At 65.3% G+C, this 20,032-nt stretch carries 22 protein-coding genes and 1 tRNA gene; 15 read left to right on the top strand and 8 right to left on the bottom strand.

Annotation, left to right across the window (positions count from 1 at the left end):
- Positions 1–109 precede the first annotated feature (109 nt).
- Positions 110–694, top strand: coding sequence for a lipocalin family protein (locus SOM61_RS18060; protein ID WP_320475368.1), 585 nt, complete (start codon positions 110–112; stop codon positions 692–694).
- A gap of 49 nt (positions 695–743) precedes the next feature.
- On the opposite strand, the gene SOM61_RS18055 is transcribed toward SOM61_RS18060, so the two are convergent.
- The gene (locus SOM61_RS18055) at positions 744–908 is read right to left on the bottom strand and encodes a hypothetical protein (RefSeq protein ID WP_320475367.1); all 165 of its coding nucleotides are present in this window, start codon (positions 906–908) and stop codon (positions 744–746) included.
- A gap of 19 nt (positions 909–927) precedes the next feature.
- Between SOM61_RS18055 and SOM61_RS18050 the strand changes: the two genes are divergently transcribed.
- On the top strand, positions 928–1,821 hold the full coding sequence (locus SOM61_RS18050; protein WP_320475366.1) for a CAP domain-containing protein: 894 nt from the start codon (positions 928–930) through the stop codon (positions 1,819–1,821).
- 147 nt (positions 1,822–1,968) lie between these two features.
- A complete protein-coding gene (gene uvsE / locus SOM61_RS18045) occupies positions 1,969–2,877 on the top strand; it encodes a UV DNA damage repair endonuclease UvsE (protein ID WP_320475365.1) in 909 nt (302 codons plus the stop codon).
- Position 2,878: 1 nt separating this feature from the next.
- Here the strand turns inward: uvsE and SOM61_RS18040 are convergent, their stop codons facing one another.
- Genes SOM61_RS18040 through ssuE form a run of 3 tightly spaced genes read right to left on the bottom strand, consistent with a single transcriptional unit; the run spans position 2,879 to position 5,341 of the window.
- Complete coding sequence (locus tag SOM61_RS18040; RefSeq protein ID WP_320475364.1) at positions 2,879–3,586, bottom strand: alpha/beta fold hydrolase; 708 nt, start codon at positions 3,584–3,586, stop codon at positions 2,879–2,881.
- Between the two features lie 34 nt (positions 3,587–3,620).
- The gene (gene ssuD, locus SOM61_RS18035; protein WP_320475363.1) at positions 3,621–4,772 is read right to left on the bottom strand and encodes an FMNH2-dependent alkanesulfonate monooxygenase; all 1,152 of its coding nucleotides are present in this window, start codon (positions 4,770–4,772) and stop codon (positions 3,621–3,623) included.
- A gap of 17 nt (positions 4,773–4,789) precedes the next feature.
- Positions 4,790–5,341 (bottom strand): NADPH-dependent FMN reductase, encoded by a 552-nt coding sequence (ssuE, locus tag SOM61_RS18030; protein WP_123070397.1) that lies wholly within the window; start codon positions 5,339–5,341, stop codon positions 4,790–4,792.
- A gap of 193 nt (positions 5,342–5,534) precedes the next feature.
- On the opposite strand from ssuE, the gene SOM61_RS18025 reads away from it, so the two are divergent.
- From SOM61_RS18025 to SOM61_RS17990, 8 genes are read left to right on the top strand one after another with little or no spacing between them, the layout of a single operon-like run.
- Positions 5,535–6,749, top strand: coding sequence for an acyl-CoA dehydrogenase family protein (locus SOM61_RS18025; protein WP_320475362.1), 1,215 nt, complete (start codon positions 5,535–5,537; stop codon positions 6,747–6,749).
- Between the two features lie 10 nt (positions 6,750–6,759).
- Entirely contained in the window at positions 6,760–7,590 is an 831-nt protein-coding gene (locus SOM61_RS18020) for a methionine ABC transporter ATP-binding protein (protein ID WP_320475361.1), read from the top strand.
- Positions 7,583–8,245 carry a methionine ABC transporter permease gene (locus SOM61_RS18015; protein WP_320475360.1) on the top strand — a complete coding sequence of 221 codons (663 nt, stop codon included), beginning with the start codon at positions 7,583–7,585 and terminating at the stop codon, positions 8,243–8,245. Before SOM61_RS18020 ends, SOM61_RS18015 begins: the two co-directional genes overlap by 8 nt.
- Before the next feature lie 33 nt (positions 8,246–8,278).
- Complete coding sequence (locus SOM61_RS18010; protein WP_320475359.1) at positions 8,279–9,118, top strand: MetQ/NlpA family ABC transporter substrate-binding protein; 840 nt, start codon at positions 8,279–8,281, stop codon at positions 9,116–9,118.
- A complete protein-coding gene (locus SOM61_RS18005) occupies positions 9,118–10,509 on the top strand; it encodes an LLM class flavin-dependent oxidoreductase (protein ID WP_320475358.1) in 1,392 nt (463 codons plus the stop codon). The genes SOM61_RS18010 and SOM61_RS18005 overlap by 1 nt, the downstream gene beginning before the upstream one ends.
- A gap of 20 nt (positions 10,510–10,529) precedes the next feature.
- On the top strand, positions 10,530–11,501 hold the full coding sequence (locus SOM61_RS18000) for an aliphatic sulfonate ABC transporter substrate-binding protein (RefSeq protein WP_320475357.1): 972 nt from the start codon (positions 10,530–10,532) through the stop codon (positions 11,499–11,501).
- 1 nt (position 11,502) lies between these two features.
- On the top strand, positions 11,503–12,330 hold the full coding sequence (locus SOM61_RS17995; protein ID WP_320475356.1) for an ABC transporter permease: 828 nt from the start codon (positions 11,503–11,505) through the stop codon (positions 12,328–12,330).
- Entirely contained in the window at positions 12,327–13,055 is a 729-nt protein-coding gene (locus SOM61_RS17990) for an ABC transporter ATP-binding protein (protein WP_320475355.1), read from the top strand. Before SOM61_RS17995 ends, SOM61_RS17990 begins: the two co-directional genes overlap by 4 nt.
- Before the next feature lie 4 nt (positions 13,056–13,059).
- On the opposite strand, the gene epsC is transcribed toward SOM61_RS17990, so the two are convergent.
- On the bottom strand, positions 13,060–13,989 hold the full coding sequence (epsC, locus tag SOM61_RS17985) for a serine O-acetyltransferase EpsC (protein WP_320475354.1): 930 nt from the start codon (positions 13,987–13,989) through the stop codon (positions 13,060–13,062).
- Between the two features lie 166 nt (positions 13,990–14,155).
- Here epsC and SOM61_RS17980 point away from each other — a divergent pair, with 166 nt between their 5' ends.
- Complete coding sequence (locus tag SOM61_RS17980; RefSeq protein ID WP_320475353.1) at positions 14,156–14,641, top strand: acyl-CoA thioesterase; 486 nt, start codon at positions 14,156–14,158, stop codon at positions 14,639–14,641.
- 58 nt (positions 14,642–14,699) lie between these two features.
- Positions 14,700–14,775, top strand: a tRNA-Phe gene (locus SOM61_RS17975).
- A gap of 103 nt (positions 14,776–14,878) precedes the next feature.
- Here SOM61_RS17975 and SOM61_RS17970 read toward each other — a convergent pair.
- Positions 14,879–15,727: a hypothetical protein gene (locus SOM61_RS17970; RefSeq protein WP_320475352.1), complete on the bottom strand. Its 849-nt coding sequence runs from the start codon at positions 15,725–15,727 to the stop codon at positions 14,879–14,881.
- Positions 15,728–15,923: 196 nt separating this feature from the next.
- A complete protein-coding gene (locus SOM61_RS17965) occupies positions 15,924–17,498 on the bottom strand; it encodes an AbgT family transporter (protein ID WP_320475351.1) in 1,575 nt (524 codons plus the stop codon).
- A 317-nt stretch (positions 17,499–17,815) separates the two neighbouring features.
- Here SOM61_RS17965 and SOM61_RS17960 point away from each other — a divergent pair, with 317 nt between their 5' ends.
- Entirely contained in the window at positions 17,816–18,697 is an 882-nt protein-coding gene (locus SOM61_RS17960) for an alpha/beta fold hydrolase (protein WP_320475350.1), read from the top strand.
- A gap of 98 nt (positions 18,698–18,795) precedes the next feature.
- A complete protein-coding gene (gene msrA, locus SOM61_RS17955) occupies positions 18,796–19,302 on the top strand; it encodes a peptide-methionine (S)-S-oxide reductase MsrA (RefSeq protein ID WP_320475349.1) in 507 nt (168 codons plus the stop codon).
- Between the two features lie 108 nt (positions 19,303–19,410).
- On the opposite strand, the gene SOM61_RS17950 is transcribed toward msrA, so the two are convergent.
- Complete coding sequence (locus tag SOM61_RS17950) at positions 19,411–19,953, bottom strand: hypothetical protein (protein ID WP_320475348.1); 543 nt, start codon at positions 19,951–19,953, stop codon at positions 19,411–19,413.
- Positions 19,954–20,032 lie beyond the last annotated feature (79 nt).

Here is a 20,032-nt window from a genome sequence, read left to right as displayed (position 1 = left end):
TGCTCGCGCGGCCTGGCAAATACTGTCATGCGGCGCGCTTGCAAATCATGCGACACAGCAATCCCATTGTCATTTATGCTAGGAGCCCGAATATTTACAAGAGGTTCCGATGAACGCCAAGCTTTCGTTCTTCGCGCCGTGCGCCGCCCTGGTCCTGTCCGCCCTGTGCGCCATTCCGGCGCTGGCAGCGGACAACACCCGACCGTTGCAGCCGATCGAATCGCTCGTGGTGCCGCGCTATATGGGCGTCTGGTACGAGATCGCAAAATTCCCCAACGATTTCCAGAAAAAATGCGTCGGTGACACCACCGCAAGCTACAACCTGAGCGAAGATGGCCGGGTGCAAGTCGTCAACCGCTGCCGCACCGCCGAGGGCAAATTCGACATGGCCGACGGCGTGGCGCGCCAGCTCGGCGGCGCCACGTCGCCCAAGCTCAAGGTGCGTTTCGCGCCGGCCATCCTGTCCTTCATCCCGATGGTGTGGGGGGATTACTGGGTCATCGACCTCGACGACAAATACCAGTTGTCCGCGGTAAGCGAACCCAAGCGTGAATACCTGTGGATCCTGTCGCGGACGCCCCAGGTCGAGCCGGCCGCATACGACGCCCTGCTCACGCGCCTCACGGCCCAGGGACTAGATGTTTCCAGGCTTGTGCGCACGTCGCAAACGCAATTGCAACAACCCACACAGTAAGAACAGACGTGGCAAACCGCGGCGACCAATGCCGCGTCGCTTGCCACGGTCAATGCCGCCGCACCTGCTGACGGCGGCAGTGCATCTGGAAATCCCGGCAGCCGTCCCCATCTTCACCAACAGAACAGCAAACCGCGCCGACGCCATTGGCGTTCTTGCTTTCTGAATCTTTCATCCCCAGCTTATATGACGCGCCGGTATCGCCTGCCATCATGCCGTCCTTGAAGAGTTCGATGCCAGGTCCACAATCCCCTGCACTGCGCCAGGCGCTGCTGACGGTGGCGGCCACCCTGCTGGCGCTGCCTGCCACACACGCCCTGCCCACTCAGGCCGGCGATAGCGATTCGTTGGCAACACTGGTCAATGCCTACCGCGCCAATCCTGGCGCCTGCGACGGACTTCCCGCCGCGGCGACCGCTGCGCTCGACCAGCAACCGGCCCTGGCCCAGGTGCGCATCGGCGCCGGCACCTTCATCGAATCCGCACTGGAACAAGCCGGTTACGCCGTCGCGCAGGCACAGGCGGTCTACGTCACCGGCCCCGAGGATGCCCAGGCCGCCATGAACGTGCTGGCACAGAAATACTGCAAGGTATTGCTGAGCGATCGTTTCTCGGCCGTCGGCAGCTACCGCGAGGGCACGACCTGGACCGTCGTGCTGGCGCGTCCGGCGCCGCCGCTGCCCTCGGCCACCTATCCCGACTGGCGCGAAGCCGGTCGCGCGATCCTGATTGAAGTCAATGCCGCGCGCGCCAGTGCCCGCTCCTGCGGCAAGCAGGCGTTCCCGGCGGCGCCGCCCCTGAGCTGGAACCCCGCGCTGGGCGATGCCGCACTGGCCCATAGCCGCGACATGGCCACAGGGCGCTACTTCAGCCACCGTGCCAAGGATGGCAGCCAGGCCACCGACCGCGCCCTGCGCGCCGGCTACAGCTGGCGCCGGGTGGGCGAAAACATTGCTTTCGGTCAGCGTTCGCCGCGCGAAGCCGTCGAAGGCTGGCTCGACAGCCCTGGACATTGCGCCAACATCATGAACCGCGACTTCACCGAGATGGGCGCCGCCTATGGCGTCACGCCGGAGCGGCAGACCGGCATCATCTACTGGACCCAGGTGTTCGCCGCGCCGCGCTAAGTGACGGACCGGAGGGAAGGCGCCACGCCTGCCCCGCCTTCGACCCGGATTGCGTCCCGAGTCATGCCTCTCCTGAAAGCTGCTTCGGATAGACTGCCCATCAACATCAACCTCCCGTCCGCGTCTCGCTGCGCCGGCCCAGAACACATGACCCAGTCCGCCCCGCAACCACGACTCGGCCTCGTCTGCATCACCGTTTCCAAGGACGTGCGCTACCGCGCGCTCACGCGCAAGCGCCTGCTCGAGCATTCGGAAGATAACCAGCGCCGCGTGCTGGAAGACATTTATCGCGACAATATCCAGACCTTGGACAATGCGCTGCGCTATTGCGAGCGCGAAGGCATCACCCTCTACCGCATGCCCTCGTCGATCTTCCCGTTTTCCGATACGCCGTTCGGGCTGGACATCCTGCAACAGTTCAAGGACACCCTGGGCCGCTCGGGCCGGCGCGCGATCGAGCGCGGCATCCGCCTGGTGATGCATCCCGACCAGTTCGTGGTGCTCAGTTCAGACTCGGACGACGTAGTGGCCAACAGCGTCAAGATCTTGCAGATGCACGCCGACATCATGGATTTGCTGGACCAGCCGCGCTCACCCTGGGCGCTGCTGGAAATCCACGGCGGCAAGTCCGACCGCGAGGACAAGCTGGTCGCGCGCATTGCCGAACTGCCGGACGCGATCCGCTGCCGCATCGGCCTGGAGAATGACGAATACGCCTACAGCGCCGACGAGATCCACGCCGTATGCGTGCGCGCCGGCGTGCCGATGGTGTTCGACGCCCATCACCACATCGTCCACGAAAAGCTGGACAGCTACGAGCACCCGAGCGTGGCCGAGATGGTGGCCAGGGCGCGCGCCACCTGGCCCGACCCGGCCCACCAGCTGGTGCACATTTCGAACGGCCGCGAAGGATTCAACGACCGCCAGCATTCCGACCTGATCGCGACGATGCCCTCGTCCTATCTCGCCGCGCCGTTTATCGAGATCGAGGCCAAGCTCAAGGAAGAAGCGATCCGCGGCCTGGACGGCTGGTGCGCGAGGGTCGCGCAGGCCTGATTCAGGCTTCCGGCATCTGCGCCCGCAGTTGCGCCAGCCACGGCACGATCACATCGCACAATGCTTGCGGGGCCTCGAGCGGAATCATGTGCCCGCTATCCTCGACCAGCGCGAACTGTGCCCCCGCGATCCCCGCATGCAGCTCCCGCGCTTCGTCGAGACTGCGCAGGCGGTCGTGCCCGGCCGCCACCACCTGGGTCGGACAGCGGATCTCACCCAGCAGATGCAGGTCGCCCGGCCGCTCGACCAGCGACTGGTTGCGGAAAGCCACACCGCCCAGCCGCACGCCCATCATGCGCACGCGCTCGATCAGCGCCTCGTTGTCCACCTCGCGCGGATGCAGCGAGCTGGCGATCGCGGTGCGGCTCAGCCCCGCGAACGAGACCGACGCCGCCGCCCGGGCCACAGTGCGCTTGCCCTGGCGGACGGCGTCGGAATCGGGCCGGGTCGAAGTGGCGATCAGCACCAGCGCGCGCACGCGTTCGGGCGCCTGGCGCACGATCTCGCGCGCGACATAGCCGCCCATCGAAAAGCCGATCAGGATGAAGGACGGCGGCGCCTCGGCCAATGCGCGGCGCGCCAGGTCCTCGAGGGTGGAATCGTGACGCAGGTCGGCATGCGCCAGCGGGCCGAAGGGGGCCAGCCGGTCGCGCATACCGTCCCACAGCGTCTCGTCGGCCATATAGCCGGGAACCAGCAGGATAGTCATCGCGCCATCATAGCAAAGCGCGCTGACGACGGTGCTAGGCGGCCTTCTTTGGCAGGATATCGCTGGCCATCATCTCGCCAAATGGTCCGGTGATCGACTGCTCTCCGTGCTCGGTTCCTTTGCCCAGCAGCGGGAACACCAGTTCGGCGAAGCGGTACGACTCTTCCAGGTGCGGATAGCCCGACAGGATGAAGGTCTCGATGCCCAGATCCGCGTACTCGCGCATGCGCGCCGCCACCGTCTCGGGGTCGCCCACCAGCGCCGTCCCCGCCCCGCCGCGCACCAGGCCCACGCCGGCCCACAGATTGGGCGAGACTTCGAGCTGGTCGCGCCGTCCGCCATGCAGGGCCGCCATGCGGCGCTGGCCGACCGAGTCCATCTTCGCGAACGCAGCCTGGGCGCGGGCGATGGTGTCGTCGTCCAGGTGGCTGATCAACTCGTCGGCCGCGCGCCAGGCTTCTTCATTGGTTTCACGCACGATCACGTGCAGGCGGATGCCGAATTTCAGCGTGCGGCCATACTTTGCGGCGCGCGCGCGGATGTCGGCCAGCTTCTCGGCCACCGCCGCCGGCGGTTCGCCCCAGGTCAGGTAGACGTCCATCTGCTCGGCCGCCAGCTCGTGCGCGGGCTCGGACGAGCCGCCGAAGTACAGCGGCGGATACGGCTTCTGCACGGCCGGATACAAGGTCTTGGCGCCCTTGACCTGGATGTGGGTGCCCTCGAAATCGTAGCCCGCCGCGCCGCCCTCGCCCGCCATGCTGGCGCGCCAGACCTTGAAGAATTCGCTCGAGATCTCGTAGCGCTTTCTGTGGTCGGCGTACAGGCCGTCGGCTTCGAGCTCGCCCTGGTCGCCGCCGGTGACGACATTGATCAACAGGCGCCCGTTCGACAAGCGGTCGAAGGTGGAGGCCATGCGCACCGCCAGCCCCGGCGTCGACAGGCCGGGACGGATCGCAACCAGGAATTTCAGCCTGGTGGTGGCGTTGATCAGCGACGAGGCAACGATCCAGGCGTCCTCGCAGGAGCGCCCGGTCGGCAGCAGCACGCCGTCGTAGCCGAGGGTATCGGCGGCGACCGCGACCTGCTTCAGGTAGTCGGCATTGACCGGGCGCGCACCCTTGGTGGTGCCGAGATAACGGCTGTCGCCGTGGGTAGGGATGAACCAGAAAATGTTGGGAGTCGACACAGTAAATCCTCGGTGAATCAGGCAGCAGCCGCGGTCTGCACACGCGCCTGCAATTCGGCGTCGAGCTGTTCGATACCCTCGGCGACACGTTCGGCGATCGGGCCCGCCAGGCGCGTGCCGCGCTCGCTGTCCCAGGCGACCTGCTCGGACGTGGCATAGATGCTCGACAGGATGGCGCGCGCCGACATCGACGCCAGCACCGGGCGCAGCGCATAGTCGAGCGCCAGCAGGTGCGACTGGCTGCCGCCGGTCGCCAGCGGCAGCACGACCTTGCCGCGCAGGCCGTCCTGCGGCAGCAGGTCGAGGAACAGCTTGAGCATGCCGGTGTAGGCCGCCTTATAGATTGGCGTGGCCACCACCAGCGCATCGGCCTGGGCCACCAGCGCCAGCGCGCGCGCCAGTTCCGGGTCGTTCGCGTCCATGCGCAGCAGGGCTGGGCCGGGCAGCTCGCGTACCTCGAGACGCGTCGTGCGCCAGCCGTGGACGGCGAGTTTATCTCCAACGTGCTGCAACAGGCGGCTGCAGGACGATTGCGACGACGGGCTACCGCCCAGCAAGATGACGCTCATGGTGATTTCCAGTTCTGACAACGATCGCCACAGCGTACGCCGCGCGCGAGATCGGCCCAACGAATCGTTTCACTCATCGATATGCGTTTGCCGTTTTAACTTTTCGCGCATATTCATGGCCGGTTTTCTTCGTTCACGCGGCGCCGGCTTGGGATGCAAGATGGCAGTTCACCCAACATCGGCACACGGTCCCATGTCCTCCATCCTGCAGCAATTGCGTCCACAAGACGACTACGCCACCGCGGTCACACCCGATCCGCTGGCCATCGCCGCCGACCTGGCCGAGCGCCTGGCCGCCACCGCCGTCGAACGCGACCGCGCCGGCGGCCACCCGAAGCACGAGCGCGAACTGATCCGCGCTTCAAGCCTGCTCACGCTGTCGATCCCCACCGAGTTCGGCGGCCAGGGCGCCGACTGGGCCACCGTGATGGCGGCGGTGCGCATCCTGGCCAAGGCCGACAGCGCGCTGGCCCACCTGTTCGGCTTCCACCACCTGCAACTGGCCGGCATCGGGCTCTACGGCACCGAGCTGCAGCAGCGCAGCCTGCTCACCGCCACCGTGCGCCAGAAGCTGTTCTGGGGCAACGCCCTGAACCCGCTCGACAAGCGCACCCGCGCCACCGCCTCGCCGGCCGGCTACATCCTCGACGGGGTCAAGAGTTTTTCGTCGGGCTCGGTGGGTTCCGACTGGCTGACGGTGTCGGCCTGGGACAGTGAAGCCGACGCCGCCCTGATCGCCGTGGTGCCGACCGAGCAGGCCGGCGTGCACGTGGAGGCCGACTGGGACGCCTTCGGCCAGCGCCAGACCGACAGCGGCAACGTCCACTTCGAGAAGGTCTACCTGCCGACCGCACTGGTGCTGCAGGCACCCGGCCAGGCGCCGACCGCCCGCTCGACCCTGCGCTCCCAGGTCGCCCAGCTGATCATGGCCAATCTGTATCTCGGCATCGCACAAGGCGCCTTCGACGCCGCACGCGATTACACGCTGGAACAGGCACGGCCCTGGTTCGCGTCCGGCGTGGACGACGCGATCGACGATCCCTTCAGCCAGCACCGCTACGGCCAGCTGTGGCTGACGGTGCGTCCCGCCGCGCTGCTGGCCGACGAGGCCGGGCGCCAGCTCGATGCCGCCATCCGCAAGGGCGACGCGGTGACGGCGCGCGATCGCGGCCTGGTGGCGATCGCGGTGGCCGAGGCCAAGGTGCTGGCCCATCGCGCCGCGATCGACATCAGCAACCAGATGTTCGAACTGCTCGGCGCGCGCGCCACGTCGGGCCGCTTCGGCTTCGACCGCTTCTGGCGCAACGCGCGCGTGCACACCCTGCACGACCCGGTCGACTACAAGCTGCGCGACCTGGGGCGCTACGCGCTCAGCGGCCGCGTGCCCGATCCGACACCCTATTCCTGACCGGCCCGACATGACAGCTTCCGTACCCGTCATCCGCGTCGAGCGCGCCAGCAAGGCCTTTCCGCTGCCCGAAGGCGGCCGCTTCGACGCCGTGCGCGACGTCTCGCTCGACATCCTGCCGGGCGAGATCTTCGGCCTGGTGGGCCGCAGCGGCGCCGGCAAGTCGACCTTGCTGCGCCTGATGAACCTTCTTGAAAAGCCCGACAGCGGCAGCATCAGCGTCGCCGGCCAGGAACTGACCGCCCTCGGCGCGCGCGAGCTGCGCGAAGCGCGCCGTCGCATCGGCATGATCTACCAGCACTTCAACCTGCTCGCCAACGCCACCGTATTCGAGAACGTGGCCTTCCCGCTGCGCATCCACGGCGCGATGAACGCGCCGCGCCTGAAGGCGCGCGTGACCGAATGCCTGGAACTGGTCGGCTTGCTCGACAAGGCGGGCAGCTATCCGGCGCGCCTGTCGGGCGGCCAGAAGCAGCGGGTGGCAATCGCGCGCGCGCTGGCCAGCTATCCCACGGTGCTGCTGTGCGACGAGCCGACGTCGGCCCTCGACCCGGACACCACGCGCAGCGTGCTCGATACGCTGCGCGACATCAATGCGCGCCTCGGGGTGACGATCGTCATCGTCAGCCACGAGCTGCAGGCGCTGGGCAGCCTGTGCCAGCGCGCGGCCGTGGTCGAGGATGGCCGCATCGCCGAACTGTTCGACCTGCGCGACCACCGCGAGCCGCGCAAGACCTCGCTCGGCCGCGAGCTGCTGTATCACGCCACCGAAGCTCACGCCACCGAAGCCCATGCCGCAGCCGTCCATGCCGGCCTTCCGCCAGGAGAGCTGCATGCTTGAAAAATTCCTGATCGTCGCCCCCGAGCTGTGGCGCGCCTTCGGCGAAACCCTGCTCATGCTCGGCATCGGCCTCTCGGCCGCAGTACTGCTGGGCGGCCCGCTGGGCGTGGTCCTGTTCCTCAACGGCTCGGGCGAACCAGGCCGTGGCCGCAGCATCGGCAAAGTGCTGGGCTGGCTGGTGAACACCGTGCGCTCCTTCCCCTTCATCATCCTGATGGTGGCCCTGGTGCCGTTTACGCGCATCGTCGCCGGCACCTCGATCGGCCCGCTGGCCGCCAGCGTGCCGCTATCCTGCGCCGCCATCCCCTATTTCGCGCGCCTGGTCGAACAGCAGCTGCACGAAGTGCCGCGCGGCGTGATCGAGGCCGCCGAAGCGATGGGCGCCACCCGCCTGCAGATCGTCACCCGGGTACTGCTGCTGGAAGCCAGGTCCGGCCTGGTGCTGGCGCTGACCGTGCTCGCCATCAGCTTCCTGTCCTATTCGGCGGTGGCCGGCGTGGTGGGCGGCGGCGGCATCGGCGACCTCGCCATCCGCTACGGCTACTACCGCTTCGAGACCGACGTCATGGTGGTCACGGTCGCGATCCTGATCGCCATGGTGCAGATGATCCAGTTCGGCGGCGGACGCATCGCGCGCCGCCTGGACAAGCGCTGAACCGTCAATGAAAAAAGAAACGGAAGGAACCCCATGAGCCTGAACCGCCGCATCCTGCTCGCCAGCCCGCTGATCCTGGCCATCGCCCTCGCCGTCGCCACCAATGCGCAGGCAAAGGACCCAAAGGAAATCGTCATCGGCACCAGCGCCGGGCCGTATGCCGACCAGGTCAGGCTGGGCATCAAGCCGATCCTCGAGAAACAGGGCTACAAGGTGCGCATCGTCGAATTCAACGACTACATCCAGCCCAACTTCGCGCTGGCCGAGGGCTCGCTCGACGCCAATGTGTTCCAGCACGTGACCTATCTGGACCGCTTCGCCGCCCAGCACAAGCTGGCGCTTAGCGAACTGGTAAAGGTGCCGACCGCGCCGATCGCCATCTACAGCCGCCGCCACAAGAGCCTCGACGCCGTGAAAAGCGGCAGCACCGTGGCGCTGCCGAACGACCCGACCAACCAGGCGCGCGCACTGGTCATGCTCGACCAACTGGGTTGGATCAAGCTGCGTGCCGGCATCGATCCGATCCGCGCCTCGGAACGCGACGTCGCCGCCAACCCGAAGGGCATCAAGCTGCTGCCGCTGGAGGCTGCCCAGCTGCCGCGCTCCCTGCAGGATGCCGACTACGCCTTCGTCAACGGCAACTACGCGCTGGCCTCAGGCCTCAAGCTGCGCGACGCGCTGCGCACCGAGAAGATTTCGCCGGCCTACGCCAACCTGGTGGCGGTCAGGACGCCTGACCGCGACAAGCCCTTCGCGCGCGACCTGGCCGCCGCCTACAAGTCGCGCGCCTTCCTGGACGTCACCAACAAGCATTTCGCCGACTACGCCAAGACCGATTACCAGTTGGCGCTGCAATCGACTGGAGCCAGGTGATGGCGCGCCGCATCCGCTTCAATGCCTTCCAGATGAACACCCCGAGCCACCAGTCGCCGGGGTTGTGGACCCATCCGAGAAGCGATAGCGAGCGTTACCTGACGCCCGGCTACTGGATCGAGCTGGCGCAGTTGCTGGAGCACGGCGGCTTCGACGCCATCTTCCTGGCCGACGTGCTGGGCGTGTACGACGTCTACCGCAAGGGTCCGGAAGCCGCGCTGCGCCACGGCGTGCAGGTGCCGCTGAACGATCCGCTGGCCCTGGTGCCGTTGATCGCCCACGCCACCACGCGCCTCGGGATCGGCGTCACCGCCGCCCTGACCTACGAACATCCCTATACCTTCGCGCGTCGCATGTCGACGCTCGACCACCTGAGCGGTGGCCGGATCGGCTGGAACATCGTCACCGGCTACCTCGACAGCGCCGCGCGCAACCTGGGCCTCGGCCAGCAACTCGGCCACGACGAGCGCTACGACCTGGCCGACGAGTACATGGAGGTCGTCTACAAGCTGTGGGAGCGCAGCTGGGAGGACGACGCGGTGAAGCGCGACAAGGAGCGCGGCATCCATACCGACCCGGCCAGGGTGCACCCGATCCGGCACAAGGGCCGCTACTACGACGTGCCGGGCTTTCACCTGTGCGAACCGTCGCCGCAGCGCACGCCTTTCCTGTACCAGGCCGGCGCCTCGCCGCGCGGCGCCCGTTTCGCCGCGCGCCATGCCGAAGCCACCTTCATCAGCGGTCCGAGCAAGGCGGTGGTGAAACGCGGCGTCGATGCCGTGCGCGCCGCCGCGCGTGTGGAGGGCCGCGATCCGGATACGTTGCTGGTGTATGCCCAGGCCCTCGTCATCACCGGCGCGACCGAGGCCGAGGCGCAGGCGCGGCTCGAGGAATACCGGCGCCACGTCGACGTCGAGGCCGCACTCACCCTGCTGTCCGGCTGGACCGGCGTCGACTTCGCGCGCCACCACCTGGACGACACCATCGAGTACATCGACACCGACGCCGGCCGCTCGGCCCTGGCCTCGCTCAGCGCCGCCGACCCGGGCCGCGACTGGACGGTGCGCGAAGCCGCCGAATTCATCGGCCTGGGCGGACGCGGCCCGATCATCGTGGGCGACCCGCGCCAGGTGGCCGACCAGCTCGAATCGTGGATCGACGACACCGGCGCCGACGGCTTCAACCTCGCCTTCGCGCTGCCGCTGGAAGACATGGCGCTGGTGGTCGAGCACATCGTGCCCGAACTGGCGCGGCGCGGCCGCTATGACGCTACGCCAAGCGGTGGCACGCTGCGCGGACAACTGCTGGGCCAGGGCCCGCGCCTGGCGCCCGGCCACCCGGGCAGCCGGGTCGAGATCGCATCCCCGCTGTCTGGCATTCAGGCAGCTTGAATCACCAACAAAGGACCATCATGAAACGAAGAAGCCTGTTGCAACTGGCCGCCAGCGGCGCCGCCCTCGCCGCCTTGCCCGCACGCGCAGCGCCGCTGCAGGAGCTGCGCCTCGATTACGCCCACTACTCGCCCACCAGCCTGGTGCTGCGCCACTTCGCCTGGCTCGAAGAAGAATTCAAGGCCGACGGCACCCGCATCAAATGGGTGTTCAGCGCCGGCAGCAACCGCGCGCTCGAGTACCTGAACGCGAACAGCATCGACATCGGGTCGAGCGCCGGCCTGGCGGCCCTGCTGGCCCGCGCCAACGGCAATCCGATCCGCACGCCCTACCTGTTCTCGCGGCCCGAGTGGACGGCGCTGGTGGTGCCCAGGAACTCCCGGATCCGCAGCCTGGCCGACCTGAAAGGCAAGAAGGTGGCCGCCACCAAGGGCACCGATCCCTATCTGTTCCTGCTGCGCGCCCTGCAGACCGTGGGCTTGAAGCGCAGCGACATCGAACACGTCAGCCTGCAGCACGCGGATGGCCGGGCCGCGCTGGAACAGGGCCGCGTGGACGCATGGGCCGGCCTCGATCCGCATATGGCGGCGGCCGAACTCGATGGCGGCGCGCGCCTGCTGTACCGTAACGTGGGCTTCAATACCTACGGTTTCCTGAACGTGCGCGAAGAGTTCCTGGCCACCCGCGCGAGCGAGACCGCACGCGTGATCAAGGCCTACGAGCGCGCCCGCGCCTGGACCCGCGCCAATCCGTCCGAAGCAGCGAAAATCCTGTCGCTTGATGCCAAGGTGCCGCTGCCAGTCGCGCTGCTGCAGGTCAAGCTGCGCTCGGACTTCAGCAACGCCCAGCCGACCGCCGAACACCTGCGCGCGCTACAACTGGCGGCGCCGATCCTGCGCGACGAGGCGCTGGTGCGCCCCGGCACGGACCTGGACAAGGCGATTGCCGGCCTGGTCGACACCAGCTTCGCGCGCCAGCTCACCAAGGCCTGACATGGAACGGCAGGCCATCACCCTGGAAGCGCCTCCGCAGTCACCACCGCGGCGCGCATGGCGCCGCCTCGGCTTCCCTTTGGGCTTGCTGCTGCCGGCCTTGGTTCTGATCGGCGCGGAAGCCGGTGTGCGCGCCGGCCTGGTGCCGGCCAATCTGCTGCCGCCGCCGAGCGCCGTCCTCGAATCCTTGTCCTGGCTGCTGGAGAACGGCCTGGCCGGCCACGTCGGCGCCAGCACGCTGCGGGTGGCGGCGGGCTTTGCCGCCGGCGCCCTGCTGGCGCTGCCGCTGGGCGCACTGGTTGCCCTGAACCGGCGCGCGGAAAGCGTGCTCGATCCCACCTTCCAGGCGCTGCGCGCGATTCCCTCGCTGGCCTGGGTGCCACTGCTGCTGCTCTGGTTCGGCATCGACGAGGCGCCGAAGATCATCCTGATCGCGATCGGCGCTTTCTTCCCCGTGTACATGGGCGTGGTGGCCGGCATCCGCGGCGTCGACCGCGGCCTGACCGAGGTCGGCCTGCTGTATCGCCTCTCTCCCCTGGCGTTGGCGCGCCGGGTATTGCTGCCGGCGGCCCTGCCCTCGGTGCTGACCGGCCTGCGCAACGGCCTGAGCCTGGCGTGGATGTTCATGGTGGCGGCCGAGCTGATCGCCGCCAGCCGCGGCCTGGGCTATCTGCTGACCGACGGCCGCGAATCGAGCCGCGCCGACATCATGCTGGCGGCGATCGTGCTGCTGGCCCTGCTGGGCAAGGCCAGCGACAGCGCGATGCAGGCGCTGGAACGGCGCTGGCTGGCCTGGCGCGACAGCTATGTGGAAAGGACGACGCGATGAGCTTTCTCGAGATCGCCATCGATGACAAGCGCCACGGCGTGCGCACGGTGCTGCGGGGCCTGCGCCTGGGACTGGACCAGGGCGAAATCGTCAGCCTGGTCGGCGCCAGCGGCTGCGGCAAGAGCACCTTGTTGTCGATCGTGGCGGGACTGGACGGCGACTACCGCGGCGCGGTGCGCCTCGACGGCCGCCAGTTGACAGGGCCGGATGCCGACGTTGGCCTGGTGTTCCAGGCGCCGCGCCTGTTCCCATGGCTGACGGTGGCGCAAAACGTCGTCTTCGGCGGACACGCGCGGCCGAACCTGGAGCGGGCCCACGCCCTGCTGGAAGAAGTCGGCCTGAAAGGCTATGGCGATGCGCTGCCCAAGCAGCTGTCGGGCGGCCAGGCCCAGCGCGCAGCCATCGCGCGCGGCCTGTATCTGGAGCCGCACGTGCTGCTGCTGGACGAACCGTTTTCGGCGGTCGACGCCTTCACCCGCATGCGCCTGCAGGACCTGCTGGCGGAAGCGGCGCGCCAGCGCGGCCTGACGGTGCTGCTGGTGACCCACGATATCGATGAGGCGATCTATCTCAGCGACCGCGTGGTGCTGATGGATGGCGTGCCCGGACCGGTGCGCGCGGAGTTCACCAACGACGCGCCGTGGCCGCGCGAACGCGGCAAGCTGGCGCTGTCGCCGCTGAAACCGGCGATCCTCGACAGCCTGCACGCGGCGCACGCCATCTGATGACTCAGGTGTTGCGCATCTGCGCCTGCGACACATTGCTGCCCGGCGGGACGCTCTGGGTCAGCCAGACGTTGCCGCCGATGGTCGAACCGGCGCCGATCGTGATGCGGCCGAGGATGGTGGCGCCGGCATAGATGACGACGTCGTCCTCGACGATCGGATGACGCGGCGTGCCTTTGACCAGGGCGCCGCTCTCGTCGACCGGGAAGCGCTTGGCGCCGAGCGTGACGGCCTGGTACAGGCGCACGCGCTCGCCCAGGATCGCGGTTTCGCCGATGACGACGCCGGTGCCGTGGTCGATGAAGAAGCTGCCGCCGATCTGCGCGCCGGGGTGGATGTCGATGCCGGTGAGCGAGTGGCCGATATCGGCCGCCACCCGCGCCAGGAAGGGCACGCCGAGGCGATTCAGGCAATGCGCGATGCGGTGGTAGAGGATGGCGATGGTGCCGGGATAGCACAGCATGATCTCGGCCACCGAGGTGGCGGCCGGATCGCCCGCCAGCGCGGCCTGCACGTCGGACACCAGCAGCCCGCGGACGCCGGGCAGGCTGGCGGCGAACTCGCGCGTGATGGCGCGGGCGCGCTCGGCCAGCACGGCATCCTCGGTTTGGTCATGCTCGGAAGAGAACTCGGGCGAAAAGCGCAGCGCGCGCCGCACCTGCTCGGCCAGGCGGTCGAGCGCCACGTTGAGCGTGTCGGCGACGAAGTAGTCGATGCTTTCGTCGTTCAGGTCGGGACGGCCGTAATGGGTCGGGAACAGGGCGGCGGAAACGCCGTCCACGATCTGGCGCACGACGTCACGTGACGGCAACTCGCGCACCCTGCCCTGGTGCCGGATATTGTGGGTGGATTCGCGCGAGGTGCGCAATGCGTCGATGACGGGACCGAGCTGCCACTGCACCGATCCGCCTTGATGGAAAAATTCGCTGTTCATTTTGCCGAGCCTATACGATTCGTTTTTCAATGACTACGATTTTATTGGTATGTCGATATGCGTGCTTTGAGTGGCGCAATAATGGACTCCGCCAACGGTCGAACTTGCCGCGCAGCAGTTTCTAAGGCAACATCAAGCACCGAATACCTTTTGTAATGACATGACCATGAACCTGCCTTCCCACCAGCTCAGCATGACAGTGCTGATGACGCCCGACACTGCCAACTTTTCCGGCAACGTGCACGGCGGCACCATCCTGAAACTGCTCGACCAGGTCGCCTACGCCTGCGCCAGCCGCTACGCCGGCCGCTACGTGGTGACGATGAGCGTCGACCAGGTGACATTCCGCCAGCCGATCCACGTGGGCGAACTGGTGACCTTCCTGGCGGCCGTGAACTACACCGGCCGCAGCTCGATGGAAATCGGGATCAAGGTGATTGCCGAGGACATTCGCAGCAAGGTGGTGCGCCATGTGAACAGCTGCTTCTTCACGATGGTGGCGGTGGGCGACGACAAGAAGCCGGCGGCGATTCCGCCACTGGAACCGTCTTCGCCGGATGAATTGCGTCGCTTCGAGGAAGCCAAGGGCAGGCGCGAGTCGCGCCTGGCGCTGGAGCGGGACCATGCGCAGCGGATCTCGTCCAGGGGGTAACTGTTGCCGCGCCCGAGTTGTTGACCCGGCGCAAACGCTGCTATAATTGCGGCCTCTTGGCCTGGTAGCTCAGTTGGTAGAGCAGAGGATTGAAAATCCTTGTGTCGGTGGTTCGATTCCGCCCCGGGCCACCAAGAACATCGTTCACGCAACGCCCACTCATGCAAGTGGGCGTTGTCGTTTCTGTGATCCGTCGCCCAAGAAGTCAGCTTCGAAACTGGCATCCCGGCTTATGCATCAGCTGGCAGTGATCCTTTCGATCGCTTTTACAGCCGTCCCGCCACCGGGAACCAACGCGCCGGCCAGTTCCGAGCCCATTTCGAAAAGCATTTCGCGGGTCGTGATCGCCTGCAGCTTTTCTTTGAACCACTGGCCATTTTCGATCACTTCACCCGTCAGGCCGTCGACTTCAATCACGCCTACCTTGTCCTCGGTTGTCCAGGAAAATTCGAATGCAAACACAGGACGGTAATAGAGGTACACTTTTTCGATCGTAACGATGTCTTCCTGAAACTCGTGGGCATTGATTACTTCTGCGTCCAGCGTCTGGCGAATCTTCTGCAGCAGCATCGGCAAACGTAGTTGCGGGACGATCGCTTCGGGCAGTTCCAGTACGGTATGCTCCTGCACCTTGTACTTGTTGATGTAATTCGCCAGGACTCCCTTTTTCAGGTCGCGCGACAGCCCGTCCAAGTGATCTTCGTAATTGATTTTCCTATGGGAGAACTCGACTCCCTGCAGGTTGATCGACCGCTTATTTCCTTGCTCTGCAATCGAATACTCCTTGCCGTTGATGAGGACTTTTTTTGCATACGCATTACCGATCTCCACAGGATAGATCAGCTCGCGTGAGTAATCGACTGAACGAGTCGTCACTACATGCCAAAATGGCTCATAACGCAAGACGTGCTTCGAAAGGAGGACAGTTTCTTCCTTGGGGCGTTTGAACGGATTCAACTTCGCCAGCATCCCGAAAGCATTCAATTTTTTCTGGTTCGCCTGCTCGGTGGCAGCGCTCAGAGGATAGACCTGGTCGAACACAAATACCTTTTCGGCATTTTCCAAGTATAGAAGAAGTTCCGCCATATCAGACTCGAAAGAAATATTTTGTATATTAAACCATTTCTTTCGTGTCAAAGGTGATGCAGATGCACTGGACGGTACTCATCAGTGGTTCGATTCTGCTCCCAGGGCACTAGGATTCAAGACAACGCCCACTCATCGCGTGGGCATTGTCATTTCTGGGATTCAGGGCCGCGTTGAAGCAGCGCTCCCCGACCTGTCAGCGCTCCACCGGATAGTTATACGAAGACCCAATCCCCAGCGGCAGTTCCAGCGCCCAGAAGGCAAGTAGGAATGCCGTCCACGTCACGATCAGGCTGAGCGAATAAGGCAGCATCAGCGCAATCAGCGTGCCTATCCCAGTCGACTGCACATATTTCTTGCAGAAGACGATAATCAGCGGGAAATACGGCAGCAAAGGCGTGATGATATTAGTCGACGAATCGCCCACCCGGTAGGCGGCCTGCGTCATGTCCGGCGACACGCCGAGCTCCATCATCATCGGCACCATTACCGCCGCGATCAGGGCCCATTTGGCGGACGCGGAACCGATGAACAGATTGACCGTGGCCGACAGAATCACGATGCCCGCCAGCGTGAGGCCCAGCGGGAACGCCATCTCCCTGAGCCACAACGCGCCCTTGAGCGCGATGAGGGCGCCCAGGTTGGACTGCCCGAAGGCGAAGATGAACTGCGCGCAGAAGAATGCCATCACCACGTAGTAACCCATGCCGCTCATCGCATGGCTCATGCCCTTGACGATGTCGCGGTGGTTCTTCGCGGTACCGGCGACATAGCCGTAGACGACACCGGGAATCAGGAAGAAAATGAAGATCAGCGCGACGATCGACTGCATCAGTGGCGCCGACGAATGCGTCAGCTCGCCCGTACTCGACGAGCGCCAGGCCGAGCCTTCCGGCATCAGCGAAAGCAGCAGCAGGGCCAGGCTGGCGACCATCGCGATGCCGGCCCAGCGCAGGCCCTTGATCTCGTTCGGCTGCAGCGCATTCATCGTGGGCAGGCCGGCAGGATCGCCATCGACCGGCGAACTCTTGTTCAGCCGCGGCTCGATCACCTTGTCGGTCAGGAACCAGCCGACCAGGATCACGAGGAAGGTCGAGGCCGTCGTGAAATAGTAATTATTGAGCGGATTGATCACGATCGATGCGGCGGCCGGGTCGGACGACAGCCGCGCCGCGACCTGGGTAAGGCCGGCCAGCAGCGGATCGAGGCTGGAGGGCACGAAGAAGGTCGCTGAAAAGCCGCCCGATACGCCGGCGAAGGCGGCCGCGATACCGGCCAGCGGATGGCGTCCGGCGGCATAGAAGATGACGGCGCCCAGCGGAATGACCAGCACATAGCCGGCATCGACGGCCACGTGGCTCAGGATGCCGACACCGATCAGGACGGGCGTTAGCAGTAGTTTCGGTGTCACCGCCAGGATCTTGCGCAGCCCGGCGTTGATGAAGCCCGTGTATTCCGCCACGCCCAGCCCCAGCATCGCCACCAGCACCACGCCAAGCGGCGGAAAGGTGACGAAGGTATTGACCATCTTCGCCATGAAATCCGTCAGGGCGGCCGGGGCCAGCAGATTCCTGATCTCGATCGGCGCACCGGTGCGCGGGTCGATGTCGTTGAAGACCAGGCCGGACATGGCCCAGGACGTGGCCCAGACCACGGCCAGCAGCAGTGCGAACAGGATGGCCGGATCGGGCAGCTTGTTGCCTGCCACCTCGATCCAGTTCAGGACACGGTTCAATCCACGCGGTTTTGCGCCAGTTGCTTGTGCAGTCATCGTAGCCTTTGCTTATAAGGGGACTTTGAAATCGTCGATACACGCAGCCGCAAGCCCGTCGATGCTTGGGCATTGCCTGCCAGCTGTTATCTCCAAGACACATCAAGCCACATGGTACGCAGAAGCTGGGCTGTCGAAAAGCTTCTTGATGAGCAAATATCCTAAGGAAGGACAGTCGTATTTACCGATGCGAGGCAGGAACGGCCGCCAGACGCGATCGTTGTTGATCTGGGCAAGCATTCCTAACGGACGCAGTCGTTGTGCCCGCTGCGGTACGCTGGTGGCAACCGCACGCCCGTGCGATGGGAGGATCGATCATGCATCACATTCGTTGCGGCACCGGCAAGCCTTTGCTTCTGATCCATGGCCTTGGCGGCCATTGGCAGAGCTGGAATCCCATCCTGGCCGATCTCGCGACGAGGCGCGAAGTCATCGCAGTAGACCTGCCCGGCTTTGGCCAGACGCCGCGCCTGGCCGGCGAAACCTCGATCCGCACCCTGGCCGATGAAACCGCCGCCTTCCTCCATGCCCATGGATTGACTGGCATCGATGCGGTCGGTAGCTCGATGGGCGCGCGGCTGGTGCTGGAACTGGCGCGACGCGGTGGGATCGTCGGCGGCGTGGTGGCGCTCAATCCGGGTGGTTTCTGGCAGGGATGGGAGCGTCACGCGTTCTTCAGCTCGATCTACCTGTCGATCCGGCTGCTGCGATTGCTTCGTCCGGTATTGCCGGCAGTCTGCGCCAACCCTCTTGGTCGCGCTTTGTTGCTGGCACAATTTTCTGCCCGTCCGACCAAGCTCCCGCCGGACATCGTGAGCGATGAATTGTGCAGCTATGTGGCCTCGCCGGCGTTCGATGAACTGCTGGCCCAGCTCGCCTACGGTGAGGAACAGCAAGGGGCTCCGCGCAACAGCATCGCGCATCCGCTCGTCATTGGCTGGGGACGGCGTGACCGGGTCTGCTTTCCGCGTCAAGCCAGGCGCGCGCTGGCCTTGTTCCCGGATGCTCAACTGCACTGGTTCGAGCGGTGTGGCCATTTCCCGCACTGGGATGCGCCGGCGGAGACCGCACAGCTGATTCTGAGCGCGCTTGCCGGTCAGCTCGCGAATGCCCCAGTCGGACTTTCGCACGAGGGACAAGGAGGCCATGCTGAACTATCCTCCAGCCTGCAACTGCCGCAATCCACGCTGCTGGTGTGATGCCGCGATCAGCCGTCACGCGACAGTCGCAGCGAAGAATAGACCAACGTGGGAAGATGTACTTTTTGGTACATCACTCGTTCAAGCAAAGGCAATCAATGACAACGCAAACTGAAACCGCCATCCTGGCCGGCGGCTGCTTCTGGGGCATGGAGGAATTGCTGCGCCGTATGCCCGGCGTGCTGTCAACGCGCGTCGGCTACACTGGCGGAGACGTGCCCAACGCCACCTATCGCAACCATGGCACGCACGCAGAAGCGCTCGAACTGGTGTTCGATCCGGGTCAGATCAGCTATCGCCAGATCCTCGAATTTTTTTTCCAGATCCATGACCCGACCACCGAGAACCGTCAGGGCAATGATCGGGGGATGAGCTATCGCTCTGGCATCTATTATCTCAATGACGCACAAAAGCGCATGGCCGAGCAGACCATCGCCGACGTCGACGCATCCGGCCTTTGGCCCGGCAAGGCCGTCACCGAGATCGCCGCGGCGGGACCTTTCTGGGAAGCCGAGCCAGAACACCAGGACTATCTGCAACGCATTCCGAACGGGTACACCTGCCATTTCATCAGGCCGGGCTGGAAGCTTCCCGTCACCCAGTGATCTGAGTAATCCAGGTACGGCCTGGTCGCCCGGTTGCCAAGTAGAAGATCGCAAATTCGTGTGCCGGTGCTTCGATGTCGCCCCGGGCTCAGCTGCTGATTTAGCTAGTCACTTTCCTGGCGCATCCAGATAGAAAATGGCGTACAGCTTGGCGCCGGAACTGACGGTCGGCTTGTCAATCTTGATCTGGGCGCAGTCCTCGGCCACCAGGCTGCGCCAGTTGGTGATGCCTGCGTTGGCGAACACGGAATTGACCTTGCACGCCAGGCTCATGTCGAGCGCCAGGCGGGCGTTGCGCTGCTCACCCTTGGCGTAATTGACGCCGCGGATCTCGATGCCGAAGCTGCTCAGCCACGGCTCCCACAGGCCCATTTCCACACCCTGCACGATACGCTCCAACATGGTGTCCAGCGACACCCCTTTCTTGACGACTGCACGCAGCAGTTGCAGCGATGGCGCCGTGCGCATGTCGGTGCTTTGCTTGCCCGCGCCACTTTCACCGATGGCGGTCAACTCTTTCGAGAAGGCGGCATCACGTTCGGTGTAGTCGCGCATCCGCTGGTAGAACTCGGCGTCGAGGAAGGGATTTGCCACTCGGCCGGTGGATGCCCCGGCTGGCTGTTTTGCTGGAGGCTGTTGTTTGTTGGTCATGGCAGTGGCTTTGGAGTGTAAGGCGCGCAGTGTAGCACCCGCGCCCCGCACGTTGCGCGCAAGGAGAGTACTTACGACG

Source organism: Massilia sp. CFBP9012, assembly GCF_034045115.1.
Lineage (GTDB): Bacteria > Pseudomonadota > Gammaproteobacteria > Burkholderiales > Burkholderiaceae_D > Telluria.
The sequence above is the reverse complement of the archived record's forward strand: the minus strand, read 5'-3'. Positions and strand labels throughout refer to the sequence as shown.